Genomic DNA, 18,815 nt, shown 5'->3' on the forward strand with positions numbered 1-18,815 from the left:
GCTTTTTTCAATTCTTTTGAATATCAAACCCCTGAAGATTTCATATATTACCTACTATTTACTGCCGAACAATCGAATTTAAATCCGGAAATTTTCCCGCTCGAATTATTAGGCACGATAGACCAAAACGATCCGTTTTATGCCATTGCGTATAAATACATTCGTAATATATCCTTCATGGATGTAAGCACTTTACAGCAAAAAAACAGCTTCTCTTTAACAGAAAATCAAAAACATTATATTCTATTCCAATCATGAGAATCATTTCAGGAAAACACAAAGGACGTCGAATTTCTCCCCCAAAAACCTTCCTGTTAGACCCACAACTGATATGAGCAAAGAGGCATTATTTAATGTCTTGAACAATCATTTTAGTTTTGACAGTTTAAAGGTTTTGGATTTATTTTCAGGAACCGGAAACATCAGTTATGAATTCGCTTCGCGCGGAAGCGCACCAATCACGTCTGTCGATGGTGATTTTGGATGCGTAAAGTTCATCAAACAAATTTCATCAGAATATGATTTTGATATTGCGGCTACAAAAAGCGATGTTTTCAAATTTTTGGAAAACTGCAAAACTTCATACGATATTGTTTTTGCTGATCCTCCGTACGGTTTAGATCAAGCAACTTTTGAAAAAATCGTAATGACGGTTTTTGAAAGAGATTTGCTTCATGAAGACGGAATGATGATAATCGAACATTCAAAATATACAAAGCTGGATCATTTGAGTAATTTTTCTTTTCAGAAGAGTTACGGAGGTTCGTATTTCAGTTTCTTCGAATTAAATTCAACTGATGATGATGAAGAACTTCCTGGAGATTCTCCAATAAAAATTACAGATGAAGACGATTTTTAAATACTAAAATTTCAAATCCCAAATTCCTCCCGACACTTCGGGATGAAGTTTGGGATTTGGGATTTGAATTTTGGAATTTTCAATTTTTATCTAATTCTGTTCTCATTCTCATCAACCGTCTTTTCTTTGTATTTCGAATCTTTTATTTTTCCGAAAGAATAACGAACAGCAATCGAAATCTCATGTGCATCAACTAAATACCTCGACTTTGAACTTACTTTGTTGATGGCAAAACTTTCACTATATATCGTTTGCTTAAAAACATCATTAAAATTCAAAGTGCAATTCCAGTTTTTTCCAAATGTTTTGGCCAAGGACATATCTAAAACAAAATTGGCTTTTCTTTCAAAAACGCCGTCATTTTGCGTTGTTGTCCCCCAAAAGAAAAAACATAATTAAAGTTCTTCGGCGACTTAAACGAATTGTTCGAATAATAATATAAATACGGTTTTGACGAATGCATTTGTGCCAAGTTGTCTTCAACTTTACTTTTTATAAAAATCAACGAATTGGTTGCTGTCCAAAATTTATACGTAAACGGAAGCGTAAAATCGATTGTAAAACCGGTTTCTCGTTTAAAATTAACATCTGTAATCGTCAACACATTTGTTTCATCATTAAATATAAAAGTCGGATTTACGGTATTTTTGGTCTGATAATAACTCAATTTAACCGATTTCTCTTGATATTGAAAAGTGCTCGCAATTTCATCTGTAAATGCTGAACCTAATTTAATACTGCTTCCATATAAAAAGTACGGATTTATATACGTCGCAATTTGGCTTAAGGAAGAATATTTAGGCCTCACAATATTTTTCGCATAATTTACATTGATGCTTTTTGTGCTGTCTATCGCAAATGAAAACTGCGCTTTTGGGAATAAATTGGTGTAATTCCGATCAATTGAAGGCAATAAATCTGTTTTGTATTTTGCGTAAACATTTGTGTTTTCAGTCCGCAATCCAACAGAAAAATCAACTTTTTTCAATTTTCCAGAAAACTGAATATAAGTCGCTAAATTTTCTTCTTTAAAATCATAATTTAAAGTCTCGTTTTTATTTTTCTCAAAATCAAAAATATCTGAATCCGAATTCGATTTTGCTTTTAAATACAAGCCGCCATATTCTAAATTCATTTCATTTTTAAATTTCTTTTCCAAATCAATTCTTCCAGAAAAAACATCGACATTAAATTTCTGATCTCTGTTTTGCGACAATTCAAATTCGGTTTCATTAAAATTATTCTCCACCAAACTCCATAAATGCTGATTGAAATTGGAATATTGAAAACCAGCAAAAAGCTGTGTATTAATAAATTTCAATTTCTTGGAATAATTCATGAATGCATTTACAAAATTCTTGTCACTCGAATTATCACTCCAAGTCAAAACATTGTTTTCAATATTCTGGTTTTTATTAAAAGTGAAAGTATTAATGTCAAAATTATCATCTCTAAGCTTGCCGTTTACATTCACTGAAAAATAATCTTCCTCATTAATTTTATAAAATAATCCACCACCAAACACATATTCTTTTACATGCGAATTTGCCGTTACATCATAATTGGAAACAATCGAAGCTTGTGGAATTTCATAAGCAATACTATGATTTTCCCATGGATTTCGCTTGTTGTAATTAAAATTTGCTTTCCATTCTAATTTGTCTTTTTTGAAACTTGAATTGAATCCGAGATAATTATTAAAATGCTTTTTAAAAGAAGCTGTTTCAGAAATTTCGGTTCTAAAACTATCCTTTTTACTAAATTTTCTAGTAATCAAAATTACCGCACGACCTTCGGCTTCATATTTAGAAGATGGATTCTGAATGATTTCTATTGTTTTAATATCGGCGACAGCCAAAGCATTCAACTCATTCATAGTCACTTTTTGATTGTCAATATAAATCAGTGGATTTCCTTTTCCGACAATCGAAATATTTTCTCGATCTGAACTAACGTAAACTGTCGGCAATTTCGAAAGCAAATCAACCGGATTCGGAATCGTATTGTAGATTGAATTTGCGACATCAACTTTAATATTTCCGTTTGAATTTGTAAAAGTCTTTTTGTTTTGAGTTACAACAACTTCGTTCAACTTATGAGAAATGGAATCTTTTGCCGTTTCATTTTGCGCATTTGCAAAAAATGAAAAAAGAAAAAGCAAAAGAGCCAGAATTAGTTTCAATGGCATATAAATGATATTTAAAATGGATTAACAATGCGACAAAAGTGCTTTGAAAAACCAGTTCTGAAAGTTAATTGAAGGTTAATGCTGAGTTAACGCCATTTTTGTTGCACAAAAGCAGTATTTTTGGACGGAGATAATTGACACACTGATGAAGCAGATTAAACTGATTTTCACTGTTTTTTTATAATCTCTCGCAGATTTTGCAGATTCAGCAGATTAAATTTAAATCTGTAAAATCTGCGAGAGGAAAAAGATCTGTGCACATCAGCTCTACCCGAGTTATCTGTGGTCCATAATTTCAAATAAAAATGAAACAAAGAATCAATTTATTAATAGCATTTTCAGTTGTCGCATTGATCGTTTTGTCGACCATGCAATGCTATTTGGTAAAAACGGCTTACGATTATAAAGTAGCTGAGTTTCATACGCAGATTAAAAATGAAATTGCGCAGATTACCAATAATTACAGTGATATTGATTCGGTTTTAGTTGCCAAAAAAGAAGCGCTTTACACCAGTTTGTCCGAGAATTACATCCAAGGAAAAAACTCTAAAATTGAAGTCAAAAACAAGATTTTAGAAAATGAATATCGAAGTGCATTGACAACACAAATTCAGCGAAAATTTGAAAGAGATTTGCCCAATTTCAAAATTGATTTTGCAATCGTCCTAAATAAATTCATATTATATAAAAACGAAAAAAAAGCAGATACCATTTTCTCTGAAAAACCTTTTATTCAAAACAAATTATACGGAAATCTGGCTTCATTAAATCATGCCTTTTTGGTTCGAAATTACGTTGGAACCACAAACGGAACTTTTAAAAATCAAAACTATAATTTGTTGACCGAAGATTCAATGTATGTTTCAGTTGTCGATTGGGAAATGATTATTTTAAGGCGAATGGCCTTTGTACTGGTTCTGTCTTTATTATCCATTTTAACCTTAATTACGCTATTTGTTATTGCGTTAAAAGCATTAATTAAACAAAAGAAAGTCAGCGACGTAAAAACTGATTTCATCAACAATATTACGCATGAACTCAAAACGCCTTTGGCAACTTTAGGTATTTCGACTAAAATTTTAGAACAAAAACACATTCGTGAAAACGATGAAAATTTCAATGCAATTGTCAACACTATTTCACGCCAAAATAATCGTTTACAGAATTTGATTGACCAAGTTATGGCAAATTCATTGGCAGAAAACGAACTTGAATTAAAAAAGAGAAAATCGAAACCGAAGATTTTCTGATTTCGATTGTCGATGATTTTAAACTTACTTTTCCGAAAATAAAAATCAAAACCGATTTTCAAACGCAGAAAACTATCTTAGCTTTAGACAAATTCCATTTGACAACTGCATTTTTAAATGTTCTTGAAAATGCTGTAAAATATGGCTCAAACACCATTACAATTAAAACGAGAATAGTTGAAAAACAATTTTCTGTAAGTTTTGAAGACGACGGAATTGGTATTGCAAAAAACAAACAATCACTTCTTTTGAGAAGTTTTACCGCGTTGAACAAGGAAATCTCCACAATACAAAAGGTTTAGGTTTAGGCCTTTATTATGTCGATCAGATTATAAAAGCACATCAGGGTTCTGTTAGCGTTATCAGCGATTTAGGCAAAGGAACCGAGTTTACTATTTTATTAAAAGTTTAAATCCCTTATTTTGAAAAAATTACTTTTGGCCGAAGACGATTTTGATTTTGCTACAATTCTGAAACAATATTTAGAATTGCATCAATTTGAAGTGACTTGGGCAGAAAATGGCGAAATAGCTTTGGACTATTTTAAAAACCAAGCTTTTGATATTTGTGTTTTTGATGTCATGATGCCAATTTTGGACGGATTTTCATTGGCTGAAAAAATTATCACAATCAATCCCGAAATCCCTTTTATTTTCCTGACTGCAAGAAAATTAAAAGAAGATAAATTAATTGGCTTGAAACTCGGGGCAGACGATTATATCGCAAAACCTTTTGAAGTCGACGAATTGGTTTTACGTTTGCAGAATATTCTAAAGAGAATCGAACAAAAGAGAACTCTAGATGGAAATAATATAATCGAAATTGGCTCGTATATTTTTGATAACGAACGATTAACACTCAATAATAAAAACCACGTCCAGCAACTTACAGAAAAGGAAGTCGCTTCTTATTGAATATTTGTACTTAAACCATAATCAGTTATTAAAAAGAGACCAAATTTTAATGTCGGTCTGGAAAAAAGACGACTATTTCTCGGGAAGAAGTATGGACGTTTTTATCAGCAGATTGAGAAAATATTTTAATTCAGATCCGAAAATCAAAATTGAAAGCGTTCGAAATATTGGACTGGAATTTAAAATAGAAAAACCTTGATTCGTCAAGGTTTTTCTATTTTAAAATGAGAACTATTTTCCAATTACCCAGCCTAAAGTAAAGTTAACAGGAAATGCAAATTCTGTCTCGACTTTGCTAAAATTCACACCAGGCCCAGCATTAAATTCCAAATTAAATCTTCCATAAGTACGTTGCAATCCCCAAAGCGCCGCAACCGTAGTTGAGGGAGTATATGAAAAATGCTCTGCATCACCTGAAAGAGGTTTGAAGGTATAAGTCATGACTAACGCTAAATAATTTGCAGAATTGCGTTCTGTTCTTTTGCCTTTATTCGCTCTTTTTTGTAGGTTATAATAATGACGAAATTGCTCAGTAATATACGGAGCAATATAAACATTAGATTCTCCATAAAAATCACTATAACTATAACCTAAACCTAAAGTCGCTTCGGAATAAAGTGTGTTTTTTTCTGAAAAACCATGTTCGTAAACAAAGCCTGGAAATAACACATTTATTTTAAATTGATTTTTCGCAACTGAAACCGCGACTTCATCTTGCGCATGAACATAAGATCCTGCAAAAAACAACATCAAAAAGTAAATTTTCTTCATATAATGGTTTATCAATTAGTGCGCGTAAAAATAGCATTTAATCAATACGAAACCCTCGACAATAAAACTTTCTTCTTACAAAACTCCTCCTTTAAATCATATAATTTCCATAAGTAATTGTATAACAAGATTTAACAATTACAAGAATAAATTTGTTATATAACTTTAAAACTAATCATCATGAACCTAAAAAGATTATTCGGCGGATTATTGACAATCCTCGGAATTATAGGACTTATTTATACAGCAATGATTTTTGCAGATACAAGTGGAGGAACTAGAGATATTAAATCGTTAATTATTTACGGAATTTTAGGAATCGTATTTTTTACTTCAGGAATCAGTTTAGTGAGAGCTACTAAAGATGAGGCTTAAATTAAATCACAAAAGCACACAGTTGTTAAGATTTTTTCTCGCAGATTTCGCAGATCTGGCAGATTATTTTAAATTTAAATCTGCTCAATCTGCAAAATCTGCGGGAAAACTAAAACGCAATTTTTTTATACATTTTTTTATACATCCTGAGCATTACTCAAATTCAATTCAGTAAAATCTCTTTCTGTTTTTGAAATTATGATTGTGGCAACCGTGTTTCCAATTAAATTGGTAATCGCCCTGGCTTCGCTCATAAATTTATCGACACCCAATAAAAAAGCCAAACCTTCAACTGGAATTTTATGAAGCGCTGTCAATGTTGAAGCCAATACAATAAAACCACTTCCGGTCACGCCCGCCGCGCCTTTTGAGGTGATCATCAAAATTCCGATTACGGATAAAATTTCGAAAAAACTCAAATGAACATCATATAATTGCGCTAAAAATATGACCGACATCGAAAGATAAATTGAAGTTCCGTCAAGATTAAAAGAGTAACCTGTAGGAATCACCAATCCCACAACCGATTTACTGCAACCCATTTTTTCAAGTTTTACCATAATACTCGGCAAAGCGGCTTCTGACGATGAAGTTCCAAGAACCAATAAAAGTTCCTCTTTTATATATTTTAAAATCGAAAGAATACTGATTTTGTAATATCTCAGAATACTTCCTAAAATCAGAAAAACAAACAAAGCCATTGTCAAATAAACGCAAAGCATCAATTTTCCAAGCGGAATCAAAGTTGCAAGCCCAAATTTTCCAATCGTAAATGCCATGCCACCAAAAGCGCCAATTGGTGCCAAATACATCACATATTTTAAACCTGTAAAAACAATATTTGAAAATCGTTCTAAAACTAAAATTGTTTGTTCTCTTTTTTGATAAAAATTCAAAGCAATGCCACAGACAATTGCCGCAACTAAAACCTGCAAAGTAAAATTCGAAAAGAAAAACTGCAACCACGAAAAATGTTCGGCCGAACTGCTTGTATATTGGCTCGCATCTCCAATAGCTAATCCTGATTTATCAATTTTTCCAGGTTGAAACAAATACGCAACCGAAACGCCAATTGCCAAAGCAACAGTCGATACTACTTCAAAATATCCTAAAGCTTTAATTCCAATTCGACCAACTTTTTTAGATTTCCCATTCCAGAAATTCCCAAAACAATCGTTAGGAAAATAATTGGGCCAATAAAAAGTTTAATGAGATCAATAAAACCTTTTCCTATCTTTTCCATTTTAATACCATTTTCAGGAGAAAAATGGCCAAGCAAAATTCCGGCAATAATTGCAATCAAAACCCAGAAAGTAAGGTTTGTAATTACAGTTTGAAAAAAACTTTTTTGATTTTCGGTGTAGGATTTGGAGCAGAAATATTCATGAAATTCAGTTAGATAGTTTCACAAATATATAAAAAAAGCAGACCTATAAGCCGGATTCTGTTCTTGTCTCGTTTTGCAACCAGACAATACCTTATCATTTATCTAGATCCCGAATTACTCCGAGACTCAAGCTACCTACCCTTCAACAACGGACGAGAAGCCCTTAAATGCTGATATACTTGGTATTTCACCGCATAGAGTTTACCTGGTTTCACTACAGCATTACCTGTACATACTTTCTGTTGCACTTGTCCTTGCCTTATTTCTAAGACCGACGGGTGTTACCCGCTATGCTTCTCTATGGTGTCCGGACTTTCCTCCCTCCCGATAAATCAGGACGACGATAAGGCGGTCTGCGGTGCAAAAGTAACACTTTATGAATGAAGAATAAAAATTTTAAAATTTTCAATTTATGAATTTTATCCTAACATTTTAATTTTAAAATAGTTATCTTTAAAATTCCATAATTTTTTAAATTCAGTTATCATGAAAAGAATGTATCATTACGCAACTGTTTCAAAGGCTTTAGATCAATTGAATGAGAAAGGATTTACATGTGATTTTAATCGAAATGCTGACGTGATTAAAAAGAATCCTGAGAAATTTGAAATTGTTCATGTGTATCGATACGAGGGGGAATCAGACCCAGGCGATGAGGCAGTTGTATACGGAATTAAATCAACTTCTGGAAAAAAGGAGTTTATGTAGCGGGTTTTTCTGCCGATTCAGATCAGGAAACAGCACAATTTTTGTTCAATTTAAGTATTAGGGGAAGGTAGTTTTAATTTCGTTTTCAGTCTCAGTCACAGTTTTTCAGTCTGAGACTGAAAACTAAAAAACATTAATCCAAATAATCCTGCGGAAACATTTCTTGTCCGTATTTTATAAAAATGGAGTTTATTTTTTCTTTCTTTTCAATTTCAGAAGCTGAAGAATTCGTTTCCATATAACTTGCAATTTCTTCAAACAAATCATCTAATCCTGCGGGAGTTACGGTGCACAATAATTTGGCAGGCTTATCACTCAGATTTTTAAATCCATGTACAATGCCGCCTTTTGGAATATTGACAAAAGCATTTTTCTTGGCAACATAAATCCCAAATTCTGATTTAAAAGTTACCTCGCCTTCCAACACAAAAAAGTTTCTGTAAAATCCGCGTGCGCATGCGGATTTGGTCCTGCTCCTGGCGGAACTGACATTTCGATTACAGCATATTCGCCATTGGTTTCTTTTCCCGAGATGACGATACGGTAATTTCCTCCGGCAATATTCAGTTTATGTCCTTGAGTTTCGTCTACGGTTATGATTGGATTTTTCATTTTGAATCTTATAAATTTTTCTACTCATTATCTCCATAAAATTATCTATTCATGCTGTGAAACATCATTATACTGCCAAAGCACATTTATAATTTTCCATTCGCCATTTTCTTTCACTATATGCATATAATCAATCCATGCATCGGCGAGTAATTTTACTGATGCCGTTTTAGCAGAAACATCTAATAATTTAATTTCCTTTCTTGGATTTTTGGGGAATTTATCGCCTTTTACATTATAAGTCTCTGCCAAAATAACCATATTTTCTGCGAAGAATTCTGAAATATAATCTTTTTGTGCTGTCTTGTTTCTAAAAACAGATCTTTTCACCATTCTGGGATGCAAAGCGCTTTCCATCAATTTAGGATTTGGAGTATGCTGTGCTTCAATATATGCCAAAGCAACACGCTTGATATCTAACGAATCCTGCTTGGTTTGTGCTTGAATTTTAAACGAAAAGAATACAATTGTAATGAGCACTAAATATTTTTTCATATTAAAAGGATTTAAAGTTTATTTTCTAAGAACTTTTCAAAACTTTAATTAATTCTTCCATCTGAAACATTTTCATTTTCACAACAGATTCTATTTTAATATCATTAGAAGCAATAATTAAAACTCCTTCATTATCTTCTTCATAACCAACTGGCGTCGCATAAAAATTCGGATTAGAAATTATCGTTTCTTTTTTCCATCTTTAAACCAGCCATAATTTGCTTCATAAATAACTTTATTTTCAAGTATTTGAATAGTTTCTTCACCATAAGTATTCCAGAGAGCAATTCTTACCATATAAAATCCAATTAATGAAAATATTCCAATTCCGATAAAATAACCTATCCGTAAACCACTTCCCCTTGCAATGCCAAAAATTGTTCCGACAAGAGGAAAAATAAAAAAGAGAAAGCCAGTAAAAACATCATTACTCTAACAAAAAGTGGTGATTTTTTTACTTTAAGATTTAAGATGTTGTTTTGGTAGTGATATTGTTGCATAAATTTTAATTAAGTATTCTCTTGATTTTAAATAAAATATTAACTTCCAAGCTTGCCATATCTCTGACTATCTGAAAAATAGAGCACAATTTTCTTTCCGTTCTTTTTGTAAGGGTAAAACAATTCATATCGGCCATCATGATTGCTGTATCTTAATTCGTCATTGCTTTTTTCAAAAACACTTTCTAAATAATCTCTTTCTGCCTTTGTGGTTTTATAAAGAAATCTGTTTTTCTGGGGATGTATTGTATCTTTTAAATTTCCTTCGTAATAATCATCAAAACCTAAATAAACTGGAGAACCTTTTATGGAATCCTTGACAATTACAGTCACGCTTGGAAAATTTTTATCCGTTCCAGATAAGATCTCTAAAATAGTCGCTGTTTCTTTTATATACTTTTCAGAAAAACTATAATTTACCAATTTATCGCTATTGGCTTTATTTACAGCAATAATAGACTCTGCCGATTTAATCATTAACTTTTCTTTTTTAGCGACTGTCAAATAATCGCCACCAAATAAAATAATCGCTATTAATGGAAAAATCAAAACCAAAGTCATAATTCGCCATCTATTTGATTTTGAATTTACAACATCCAGATTGTGTTTTTCGGCAATTCGGGTTAAATTAAACATGATGTTGATAATCAATGAACCTGTCATTAGGGCAAGAATCCCCAAAACACTTAAATAAAAAGATTCGGTCATATTTTCCCTAAATACTTTTAATCCAAAAACCTGAATTAGTATAAAAGTGAAGACCCAATAAACTAATAACATTATTGAAATAATGCCAATGATGTTGCTTAATCTTACTATTTGTTTTGCGTTCATAAATTATCGAATTGTTTTTCTGTTAATAGATTATTTTACTTTCGGATTAAAAATAACACATTTTTTATTACAAAAATTTTATTCTCAAAATTATAGCAAAAGAAAATTACATGAAAAACAGCTCTTGATTTCTCCTATTCAGCAACTTAAAAATCTTTCAATTTTTAAATTTTTAAATCATTAAATTATACTCTATATTTGCTATCGAATAAAAAAGAATATGGAGCAATTTGTAGTATCGGCACGTAAATATCGCCCGCAGACCTTTAAGGATGTTGTGGGACAAAAAGCCATTACCAACACTTTGTTGAATGCTATTGAAACCAATCACTTGGCTTCTGCTCTTTTATTTACAGGACCGCGTGGCGTTGGTAAAACCACATGCGCTCGTATCTTGGCTCGAAAGATAAATCAGCCGGGATATGATGATCCTACTGAAGATTTTGCCTTTAACGTTTTTGAGCTAGATGTCGCTTCAAACAACTCGGTTGACGATATTCGTAACTTGATTGATCAAGTTCGTATTCCGCCACAAACCGGGCAATACAAAGTATATATCATTGACGAGGTACACATGTTGTCTTCGGCCGCTTTTAATGCTTTTCTGAAAACATTAGAAGAACCGCCAAAACATGCTATTTTTATTTTAGCGACAACAGAAAAACACAAAATTCTTCCAACGATTTTATCGCGTTGCCAAATTTTTGATTTCAAAAGAATTACAGTAAAAGATGCCAAAGAACACTTGGCAGATGTTGCTGAAAGTCAAGGAATCGTTTTTGAAGATGATGCACTGCATATTATTGCTCAAAAAGCAGATGGTGCGATGCGTGATGCCTTATCAATTTTTGACCGCGTAGTTTCATACTGCGGAACAAACTTGACACGTCAAGCCGTAACTGAAAACCTAAATGTTTTAGATTACGAAACCTACATTACTGTAACCGATTTGATTCTGGAAAACAAAATTCCAGACTTATTGATTGCATACAACGATATTCTTGCAAAAGGTTTTGATGGACACCATTTTATTGCTGGTTTAGCTTCTCACTTTAGAGATTTATTGGTAAGCAAAACACCTTCTACAATTGCATTGCTTGAAGTTGGAGAGCAAGCGCAACAAATGTATGGCGTTCAATCTCAAAAATGTTCGCAGGAATTTTTATTAAAAGGAATTGATATTGCAAACGACTGCGATTTAAAATACAAATTGAGTCAAAATCAACGACTTCTAGTTGAATTATGTTTGATGCAATTGGCCTCTATCAACTTTGATGGAGAAAAAAAGTTGAGCAATTCATAATTCCGCCAACTTATTACAAAAACGGAAGTTTTTCTATAGTTGAAGTCCAAAGCCCAAAGTCCACAGTTCTAAGTCCAACTGAAACTTTAAAAACGGATGAAAAAGTCAATGGCAATCAAAATAGCAATGGCAATGGCAATGCTGTATCTATAAATACTACAAACACAACTCAAGTTTCTCCTGAACCTCAAAAAGTTCAAACTCCAGAAACACCACGAGCTGACCTGAGCGGGCCTCCAAAAGTTTCGGCTTTTTCTCTTGCCAGCATCCGCAAGAAAAAGAAATGGAACAAAGCGGCAAATCGTATGTTAAGCCAACTTCTATATTGCCTACGGAAGAATTTAACGAGACGGACATGCGCCTGCATTGGAACAAATATGCTGAGCGTTTAGGACAAAAAGGTCTCAAGATCATGGAATCTATTCTGTTGATCAACGACCCAGTTTTAGAAGGAACGAGAATCACTTATGAACTTCCAAACGAAGGTTCAAAATTGGAATTTGAAAGCCAGATGAATGCCTTATTAGGACATTTAAAAGGTCATTTGCACAATCATGATATAACCATTGAAGTAATTGTGAATGAAGAGGCACAAACTAAACGAACTTACAACAATCAGGACCGCTACAATCGTTTTGTAGAAATCAATCCAAATATCGAGCTTTTGCGCACAACATTTGGATTGGATTTAAAAGATTAATTTTTTTGATAGCCACGAATTCACGAATTAAATTAATTACTTCAACAGGTCACTATTGCTCAAATCGTCAAAAAATTATCGATTAATAAGTCCGAAATTATAGGCTTTTTCTAACCACTTTTTCTTTTGTCTTCATCAGAACCTTTAATAATTCCGATGTAGCTTACTTTTACCGGTTTTATTCCACAGAATTGCAAGGTTGATTTTTTCAGCTGATTTACGCTTGGTCTTCCAAAAGACAATCGGTAAAACCAGCCTGGCTGATCTAAAGTTGTAATAATATGAGCTGTTTTGCCTTTCAACAGTTTGTCCCACCAAACGGACTTTTCTCTGTATTGGAAAGCCATTCCTGGCAAAAACAAACGATCGATAAATCCTTTTGTAATTGCAGGAAGTCCGCCCCACCAAACAGGATGAATCCAAACTAAGTGATCAGCTCTTTTGATTTTCTCCCAAGATTCAAGTAAATCGGGTTCTAATTCTGTTCGTTTTTGGTAACCAAACTGTAAATTCGGATTGAATTTCAAATCAGCAATTGTAATAGTTTCTACCTGAGTGCCAGAAGCAATTGCGCCTTTTTTATAAGCTTCGGCTATACCAAAATTAAAACTTTCAGCATTAGGGTGTCCGTTTATAATCAGTATTTTTTTCATATCAAATGTTTTCTCAAAAATACTTTTTACAGATTTTCTTTTAATAGACAAATGTCCTGAAAATCGGTTATTTATTCTCTCGCAGATTTGGCAGATTAAGCAGATTTTGAAAATCTTAAAATTATTTTTCAGATTTTTAAATCAGAATACAAATAAAATAAATCTGCTCAATCTGCCAAATCTGCGAGTGCACTTTATCTTTAAAATCAAATACTCAAAACCGCTTTTCTGATTCGGCTTAAATGTCTTGGTGTAATTCCTAAATAAGAAGCTAAATATTGAAGCGGAATCAACTGTATGTATTTTTGATGATTCTGATAAAGCTCTTCGTAGCGCTGAGCACCAGATAATTTTTGAAAAGAAACCATTCTTTTATGCAGATTGACAAACTCTAATTCGGTTAATTTCCTGCCTGTTTCCTGCCAGTTAAAACCAGATTCATATAATTTTTCCAAAGCTTTTCGATCTAAAATCTGCGGCTCGGTTTCGGCAAGAGCTTGAATATTTTCTTCTGCTTTTTCTTGTGTAATAAAACTGGCAAACGAAGCCATAAATTCATTTTCAAAAGCAAAACAATTGGTTATTTCATCCCCTTTATGATTTACAAAAAACGATCTTAGAATACCTTTTTTGATGAAAACAACTTCATTGCAAACTTGATTTTCAGTCAATAAAAGCTCGCCTTTTTTAAGCGTTCGAAACGTAATTAGACTATCCAAAAGTTCTAATTCATCTGAAGAAAAATTTTGAATGGACTGAAAAACGGCTTTCATGAATTAATCATTAGAATTAAAAACGCGTTCAATTCTTTTATCTGGAATAAGCCACAACAATGCCACGATAAAATAGGCCGCACCAGAAATCCACTCATTGTAAAAAGAAGCAACAATTCCGATGATATATAAAACCGCTGAAGTTTTTCCTTTTAAATCTTTGCCGAGCGCTTTTCTTAGAGGAGAATCATCACCTTCATTACACATAATTACATATTGCAAAATCACGTAAGCAATTGCGCATAAAAGCAAAATAATTCCGTAAAATGCCATTGATGCTTTCTCAAAATTATGTTCTCCCATCCAGCCTGTCGAAACTGGAATCAACGAAAGCCAAAACAATAAATGCAGATTGCTCCAAAGCACTTTTCCGTTCACTTTGGACAAACCATGAAGCAAATAATGATGGTTATTCCAATAAATCCCAACGTAAATAAAACTCAAAATATAACTCAGAAATTTAGGAATAAGCGGTTTTAAATCGGCAAACTCATGACCTTCTGGAACTTTTATTTCCAAAATCATAATGGTTATAATAATTGCCAAAACACCGTCACTAAAGGCTTCAAGTCTAGTTTTATTCATTTATTACAAGTGTAAGTTTGCCACGAATTACACCAATTTACACTAATTTTATTTTCAAAAACTTTAAAAATAATTCGTGCTAATTCGTGTGATTAGTGGCAAAAAATTAAATTTTACCGTAGTACATTGCTTTTACAATTCCGTCAGAAAGTCCAATTTTTGGCACATAAATCTGGCGTGCTCCACTCCATTTCATTGCATTTAGATAGATGCGAGTTGCGTGAATGATAACGTCGGCGCGGTCAGAGTTTAAACCTAATTCAGCGATTCTTTGTTCGTAAGTCAATGAATTCAAGAACGCATATTGTGAATTGATATAAATGTATGAAAGCGGTTTTTCCTGCTGTTTTCCAGACATTTTGAACAATTTATTGATATTTCCACCAGATCCAATCAATGTTACTTCATCGTAATCTGCAGTATTGGTTTTAATCCATTTTTCGATTTCATCCCAAACTACATCGCAAACCATATTATTCAACAAACGAACTGTTCCCGCTTTGAATGATCTTGAATTGATCATTTTTCCATCTGAAAAAAGAGTAAACTCAGTACTTCCACCACCTACATCTACAAAAAGATAGGTTTCGTCTGTTTTTAATAAATGATGCAAATCTGTCGAAGCAATAATTGTCGCTTCTTTTTTGCCGTCGATAATTTCGATTTTAATATCGGCTTTCTTTTTAATCAAAGCCACAACTTCTTTGGCATTATAAGCTTCACGCATTGCCGAAGTAGCAAACGCCATATAACGCTCTACTTTATGTACTTTCATCAAAAGATTGAATGCTTTCATGGCATCAACCATTCGATCTGTGTTTTCTTGTGATATTTCTCCAACGGTAAAGGCATCTTGTCCCAAACGAATTGGCACACGGACAAGCGAACTTTTATTAAATTGCGGATCTTTTCCTTCTTGTTCTACAACATTCGATATCAGAAGCCTCATGGCATTTGAACCGATATCTATTGCCGCAAATTTTCTAATATTAATCATGCTCACTTTATGATTTGAAAAATTGGTTTTAATTAATCTATTTTTTGAGGAACCGCTTCGGCCACTTCAATTTTGTTTTGGTAATATTTATAAGTTTCAAATTGCGCTCTAAATGGGGCATGATGATTTCGAGGCTTGTATTTGTTATCTAATTTATAGGAATGATATCTCACTTTAACATTCCCTTTCCATGCAATATTAAAATTATCAATCAGTTCTTTTTTGATTTCGAGATCATAAATTGGGCAGGTAACTTCGACTCTTCCGTCAAGATTTCTAGTCATAAAATCGGCAGAAGAAATGTAAACTTCCGTTAGACCAGCATTTCCAAAAATATAAACTCTTGAATGCTCTAAATAATTATCTACAATACTTATTGCTTCAATATTTTCGCTCATTCCAGGAATTCCAGGAATCAAAGAACAAATTCCTCGAACCTGAAGCTGGATTTTAACTCCGGCATTACTTGCTTCATATAATTTATCGATCATTTTGAAATCAGATAAACTATTCATTTTTAATTTAATATGCGTTTTTCTGCCAGCAAGTGCATGCAAAATTTCGCGATCAATCAACTTAATGAATTTTGTTCTTGTGTAATGCGGCGAAACAATTAAATGCTTGTATCTGTGCACTCTATAATTTATATCAAAGAATTCGAATATTTTCGAAGTATCTTTTAAAATCCCTTGATGACAAGTGAAAAGCGTAACATCTGTATAAATTTTTGCTGTTGATTCATTGAAGTTTCCAGTTGAAATAAAGCCGTAACGACGTGTTTTTCCTTCTTCGATTCTTTCAATTACACAAATTTTACTGTGCACTTTCAAACCTTTAATTCCGAAAATAAGCTCGATGCCTTCAGTCTGCATTTGTTCTGCATATGAGATATTCGAAGCTTCATCAAAACGTGCTTGAAGCTCGATTTGAACGACTACTTTTTTCCGTTTTTAGCGGCATTGATCAACGAACTGATAATCTGTGAATTCTTAGCCAGACGATATAACGTGATTTTGATACTAGTAACTTTTGGATCTAAAGTCGCTTCACGCAAAAATTTGGTCAAATATGAAAATGACTGATAAGGCGCATGCACCAAATAATCTTTTTTGTTGATTTTCTCTAAAATACTTCCATCCAAACTCAAACCTGGAACTGGTAAAGGTTCATTTGGTTTATACAATAAATCGTAACGGCCTAAATTTGGGAAATCCATATAATCACGGCGGTTGTGATACCTTCCACCCGGAATTATACTATCTGTTTCTACAATTTTCATTTTTTCCAAAAAGAATTGTAGTGTATCTTCTTCAATTAAATTGTCATAAATAAAGCGCACTGGCTCTCCAATTCGGCGGTCTTTTACGGAGCTAGAAATTTTTTCGAGCATACTTTTGCTTAAGTCGCTGTCGATATCTAACTGCGCGTCACGCGTAATTTTGATCATGTGTGCCGAAACACTTTTATAATCAAAAATATTGAAGATGCTCTTAAGTTTATAACGAATAACATCATCAATCAATATTACATATTGCTTTTCATCTTCTGAAGGAAGAACGACAAAACGGTTGATGTTTTTTGGAATTTCGATTAAAGCGTAACGAACTTCATCTGTTGCCAATTCTAAACGAACAGCCAAATAACCCAAAGTATCTTTCAAAACTGGAAAAACTGCCAAATCATTAAGAATGATTGTCACCAATTCTGGACTTAATTTTTGTGTAAAAAAGTCTTTTAAGAAACACTCTTGTTTTTTGGTAATTTGAGTTTCATTTATAATAAAAATATTCTCGGCTTCTAGTTCGGCTTCAATATTTCCAAGAATACGTAAACTTTCAGATTGTTGCTGAATTACGATTTCGGTAATATCCTTAATTAATTGGTGAGCAGAAATTCCGCCTAAATACTTTTCGCCAGAAATACCCGAGAGACTCAATCTTCGAATCGCGACATACCGAACTCTGAAAAACTCATCTAAATTGTTTGAAAAAATTCCAACAAAACGCAGTCTGTCTAAAAGTGGAACCGTGTTGTCTGCGGCTTCTTGAAGCACTCTTGCATTAAACGCTAACCAACTTTTTTCTCTATCGATATATTTCTGTTCGTACACTTTTTTTATTTTAAATCTTTGGGGAAAATTGTTTTATGTGTCTTGCCTTTATTGAGCGTATCCCAGCTTTCTGTGTCAAATTGCAGGGAGACGAAACCTGAAGTTGGGACATTATCAATAAAAACATCCCCAAATTTATTAACAAAATTTGTAATAGCCTCGTTATGTCCAAAAAGAATAACGCTTTCTAAACTATTATCACACGATTTGATAACTTTTTCGAGTTGTTTGTCATCAAAAGTATAAAGATCGTCTTTGAAAACAATGCTTTCGAGGGGGTACGAAATATTTTGAGCAAAAATAAGAGCCGTCTCCGCGACACGTGCGACGGTACTACTCCATATAATATAGGTTTTTGGTAGATATTTTGAAATATTTGAAGACACTTCATGTGCATCTAAAATTCCTCTTTTCATTAAAGGTCTGTCAAAATCTTTAAGAGGCGCTTCCCAGCTTGATTTTGCGTGTCGTATTAAAATTAAGTTTTTCATAAAAGACAATATTTAAAAATAAATACATAACGAGAAAACTGCTTTCTAAGTTCTAATTTACAAAAGAAATTTTAATCATTTCCCTTTTTTTATTTCTGTTAACACTCTAACAAAATTTTAACAAGAATTAACTATTCGCAAAACGTTAAAAATTAAAAGAAAATAGAAATGCGATTTTCTGCATTTTATGTACTTCATCTATAAAATTAGTTTTTAGTCGATATTTTGCTTTTATTCAAAATTTTAGCCAAATACCTGATTATTAATCATTTAAACCTTTACAAAAAACTCATTATCGCTAATAAAGCAA

General features: G+C 32.8%; 14 protein-coding genes, 1 other RNA gene and 8 pseudogenes. 9 read left to right on the forward strand and 14 right to left on the reverse strand.

Going from position 1 to position 18,815, the window contains the following annotated elements:
• Nucleotides 1-42 precede the first annotated feature (42 nt).
• A complete protein-coding gene (locus tag ACQ9BO_RS20410) occupies nucleotides 43-258 on the forward strand; it encodes a DUF3822 family protein (RefSeq protein ID WP_431245182.1) in 216 nt (71 codons plus the stop codon).
• Nucleotides 255-859: pseudogene (locus ACQ9BO_RS20415) on the forward strand (RsmD family RNA methyltransferase). Before ACQ9BO_RS20410 ends, ACQ9BO_RS20415 begins: the two are co-directional and overlap by 4 nt.
• A gap of 86 nt (nucleotides 860-945) precedes the next feature.
• Here ACQ9BO_RS20415 and ACQ9BO_RS20420 read toward each other — a convergent pair.
• Nucleotides 946-3,047, reverse strand: a pseudogene (locus ACQ9BO_RS20420) (outer membrane beta-barrel protein).
• Between the two features lie 305 nt (nucleotides 3,048-3,352).
• On the opposite strand from ACQ9BO_RS20420, the gene ACQ9BO_RS20425 reads away from it, so the two are divergent.
• From ACQ9BO_RS20425 to ACQ9BO_RS20435, 3 genes and pseudogenes are all read left to right on the forward strand, one after another.
• Nucleotides 3,353-4,297 carry a histidine kinase dimerization/phospho-acceptor domain-containing protein gene (locus ACQ9BO_RS20425; protein ID WP_431242244.1) on the forward strand — a complete coding sequence of 315 codons (945 nt, stop codon included), beginning with the start codon at nucleotides 3,353-3,355 and terminating at the stop codon, nucleotides 4,295-4,297.
• Nucleotides 4,298-4,395: 98 nt separating this feature from the next.
• Nucleotides 4,396-4,709: pseudogene (locus ACQ9BO_RS20430) on the forward strand (sensor histidine kinase).
• Nucleotides 4,710-4,719: 10 nt separating this feature from the next.
• Nucleotides 4,720-5,410: pseudogene (locus ACQ9BO_RS20435) on the forward strand (response regulator transcription factor).
• Nucleotides 5,411-5,442: 32 nt separating this feature from the next.
• On the opposite strand, the gene ACQ9BO_RS20440 reads toward ACQ9BO_RS20435, so the two are convergent.
• Nucleotides 5,443-5,982, reverse strand: a complete 540-nt coding sequence (locus ACQ9BO_RS20440) for a hypothetical protein (RefSeq protein ID WP_431242245.1) — start codon at nucleotides 5,980-5,982, stop codon at nucleotides 5,443-5,445.
• Between the two features lie 180 nt (nucleotides 5,983-6,162).
• On the opposite strand from ACQ9BO_RS20440, the gene ACQ9BO_RS20445 reads away from it, so the two are divergent.
• Nucleotides 6,163-6,357, forward strand: coding sequence for a hypothetical protein (locus tag ACQ9BO_RS20445; RefSeq protein ID WP_431242246.1), 195 nt, complete (start codon nucleotides 6,163-6,165; stop codon nucleotides 6,355-6,357).
• A 137-nt stretch (nucleotides 6,358-6,494) separates the two neighbouring features.
• Here the strand turns inward: ACQ9BO_RS20445 and ACQ9BO_RS20450 are convergent.
• Nucleotides 6,495-7,660, reverse strand: a pseudogene (locus tag ACQ9BO_RS20450) (cation:dicarboxylate symporter family transporter).
• A 114-nt stretch (nucleotides 7,661-7,774) separates the two neighbouring features.
• An RNA gene (gene rnpB / locus ACQ9BO_RS20455) (RNase P RNA component class A) lies at nucleotides 7,775-8,104 on the reverse strand.
• A 126-nt stretch (nucleotides 8,105-8,230) separates the two neighbouring features.
• Between rnpB and ACQ9BO_RS20460 the strand changes: the two are divergent.
• A pseudogene (locus ACQ9BO_RS20460) lies at nucleotides 8,231-8,523 on the forward strand (hypothetical protein).
• 62 nt (nucleotides 8,524-8,585) lie between these two features.
• Here ACQ9BO_RS20460 and ACQ9BO_RS20465 read toward each other — a convergent pair.
• From ACQ9BO_RS20465 to ACQ9BO_RS20480, 4 genes are all read right to left on the reverse strand, one after another.
• Nucleotides 8,586-8,876, reverse strand: a complete 291-nt coding sequence (locus ACQ9BO_RS20465; protein WP_431242247.1) for a cupin domain-containing protein — start codon at nucleotides 8,874-8,876, stop codon at nucleotides 8,586-8,588.
• Nucleotides 8,861-9,064, reverse strand: coding sequence for a hypothetical protein (locus ACQ9BO_RS20470; protein ID WP_431242248.1), 204 nt, complete (start codon nucleotides 9,062-9,064; stop codon nucleotides 8,861-8,863). The genes ACQ9BO_RS20465 and ACQ9BO_RS20470 overlap by 16 nt, the downstream gene beginning before the upstream one ends.
• A gap of 45 nt (nucleotides 9,065-9,109) precedes the next feature.
• Complete coding sequence (locus ACQ9BO_RS20475) at nucleotides 9,110-9,559, reverse strand: nuclear transport factor 2 family protein (protein ID WP_431242249.1); 450 nt, start codon at nucleotides 9,557-9,559, stop codon at nucleotides 9,110-9,112.
• 539 nt (nucleotides 9,560-10,098) lie between these two features.
• Nucleotides 10,099-10,893, reverse strand: coding sequence for a hypothetical protein (locus ACQ9BO_RS20480; protein WP_431242250.1), 795 nt, complete (start codon nucleotides 10,891-10,893; stop codon nucleotides 10,099-10,101).
• A 220-nt stretch (nucleotides 10,894-11,113) separates the two neighbouring features.
• Between ACQ9BO_RS20480 and dnaX the strand changes: the two genes are divergently transcribed.
• Complete coding sequence (dnaX, locus tag ACQ9BO_RS20485) at nucleotides 11,114-12,196, forward strand: DNA polymerase III subunit gamma/tau (RefSeq protein ID WP_431242251.1); 1,083 nt, start codon at nucleotides 11,114-11,116, stop codon at nucleotides 12,194-12,196.
• Nucleotides 12,197-12,479: 283 nt separating this feature from the next.
• On the forward strand, nucleotides 12,480-12,896 hold the full coding sequence (locus ACQ9BO_RS20490; protein ID WP_431242252.1) for a DNA polymerase III subunit gamma/tau: 417 nt from the start codon (nucleotides 12,480-12,482) through the stop codon (nucleotides 12,894-12,896).
• A gap of 75 nt (nucleotides 12,897-12,971) precedes the next feature.
• Here the strand turns inward: ACQ9BO_RS20490 and ACQ9BO_RS20495 are convergent.
• From ACQ9BO_RS20495 to ACQ9BO_RS20520, 6 genes and pseudogenes are all read right to left on the reverse strand, one after another.
• Nucleotides 12,972-13,549, reverse strand: a pseudogene (locus tag ACQ9BO_RS20495) (NAD(P)H-dependent oxidoreductase).
• Nucleotides 13,550-13,755: 206 nt separating this feature from the next.
• Nucleotides 13,756-14,322 carry a Crp/Fnr family transcriptional regulator gene (locus ACQ9BO_RS20500; RefSeq protein ID WP_431242253.1) on the reverse strand — a complete coding sequence of 189 codons (567 nt, stop codon included), beginning with the start codon at nucleotides 14,320-14,322 and terminating at the stop codon, nucleotides 13,756-13,758.
• 3 nt (nucleotides 14,323-14,325) lie between these two features.
• Nucleotides 14,326-14,907, reverse strand: coding sequence for a TMEM175 family protein (locus ACQ9BO_RS20505; protein ID WP_431242254.1), 582 nt, complete (start codon nucleotides 14,905-14,907; stop codon nucleotides 14,326-14,328).
• A gap of 106 nt (nucleotides 14,908-15,013) precedes the next feature.
• Nucleotides 15,014-15,904, reverse strand: a complete 891-nt coding sequence (locus tag ACQ9BO_RS20510; RefSeq protein ID WP_431242255.1) for a Ppx/GppA phosphatase family protein — start codon at nucleotides 15,902-15,904, stop codon at nucleotides 15,014-15,016.
• Between the two features lie 32 nt (nucleotides 15,905-15,936).
• A pseudogene (ppk1, locus tag ACQ9BO_RS20515) lies at nucleotides 15,937-18,014 on the reverse strand (polyphosphate kinase 1).
• A 5-nt stretch (nucleotides 18,015-18,019) separates the two neighbouring features.
• Entirely contained in the window at nucleotides 18,020-18,505 is a 486-nt protein-coding gene (locus ACQ9BO_RS20520) for a SixA phosphatase family protein (protein ID WP_431242256.1), read from the reverse strand.
• Nucleotides 18,506-18,815 lie beyond the last annotated feature (310 nt).

Source organism: Flavobacterium sp. P21 (assembly GCF_050632225.1).
Taxonomy (GTDB): Bacteria; Bacteroidota; Bacteroidia; order Flavobacteriales; family Flavobacteriaceae; genus Flavobacterium.

What these genes read in the sequence shown, in the direction of transcription:
- ACQ9BO_RS20425 (WP_431242244.1), top strand. Translation starts at nt 3,353, where the DNA reads ATGAAACAAAGAATCAATTTATTAATAGCATTTTCAGTTGTCGCATTG.
- ACQ9BO_RS20440 (WP_431242245.1), bottom strand. Translation starts at nt 5,982, where the DNA reads ATGAAGAAAATTTACTTTTTGATGTTGTTTTTTGCAGGATCTTATGTT.
- ACQ9BO_RS20445 (WP_431242246.1), top strand. Translation starts at nt 6,163, where the DNA reads ATGAACCTAAAAAGATTATTCGGCGGATTATTGACAATCCTCGGAATT.
- ACQ9BO_RS20470 (WP_431242248.1), bottom strand. Translation starts at nt 9,064, where the DNA reads ATGAAAAATCCAATCATAACCGTAGACGAAACTCAAGGACATAAACTG.
- ACQ9BO_RS20475 (WP_431242249.1), bottom strand. Translation starts at nt 9,559, where the DNA reads ATGAAAAAATATTTAGTGCTCATTACAATTGTATTCTTTTCGTTTAAA.
- ACQ9BO_RS20480 (WP_431242250.1), bottom strand. Translation starts at nt 10,893, where the DNA reads ATGAACGCAAAACAAATAGTAAGATTAAGCAACATCATTGGCATTATT.
- dnaX (WP_431242251.1), top strand. Translation starts at nt 11,114, where the DNA reads ATGGAGCAATTTGTAGTATCGGCACGTAAATATCGCCCGCAGACCTTT.
- ACQ9BO_RS20490 (WP_431242252.1), top strand. Translation starts at nt 12,480, where the DNA reads ATGGAACAAAGCGGCAAATCGTATGTTAAGCCAACTTCTATATTGCCT.
- ACQ9BO_RS20500 (WP_431242253.1), bottom strand. Translation starts at nt 14,322, where the DNA reads ATGAAAGCCGTTTTTCAGTCCATTCAAAATTTTTCTTCAGATGAATTA.
- ACQ9BO_RS20505 (WP_431242254.1), bottom strand. Translation starts at nt 14,907, where the DNA reads ATGAATAAAACTAGACTTGAAGCCTTTAGTGACGGTGTTTTGGCAATT.
- ACQ9BO_RS20510 (WP_431242255.1), bottom strand. Translation starts at nt 15,904, where the DNA reads ATGATTAATATTAGAAAATTTGCGGCAATAGATATCGGTTCAAATGCC.
- ACQ9BO_RS20520 (WP_431242256.1), bottom strand. Translation starts at nt 18,505, where the DNA reads ATGAAAAACTTAATTTTAATACGACACGCAAAATCAAGCTGGGAAGCG.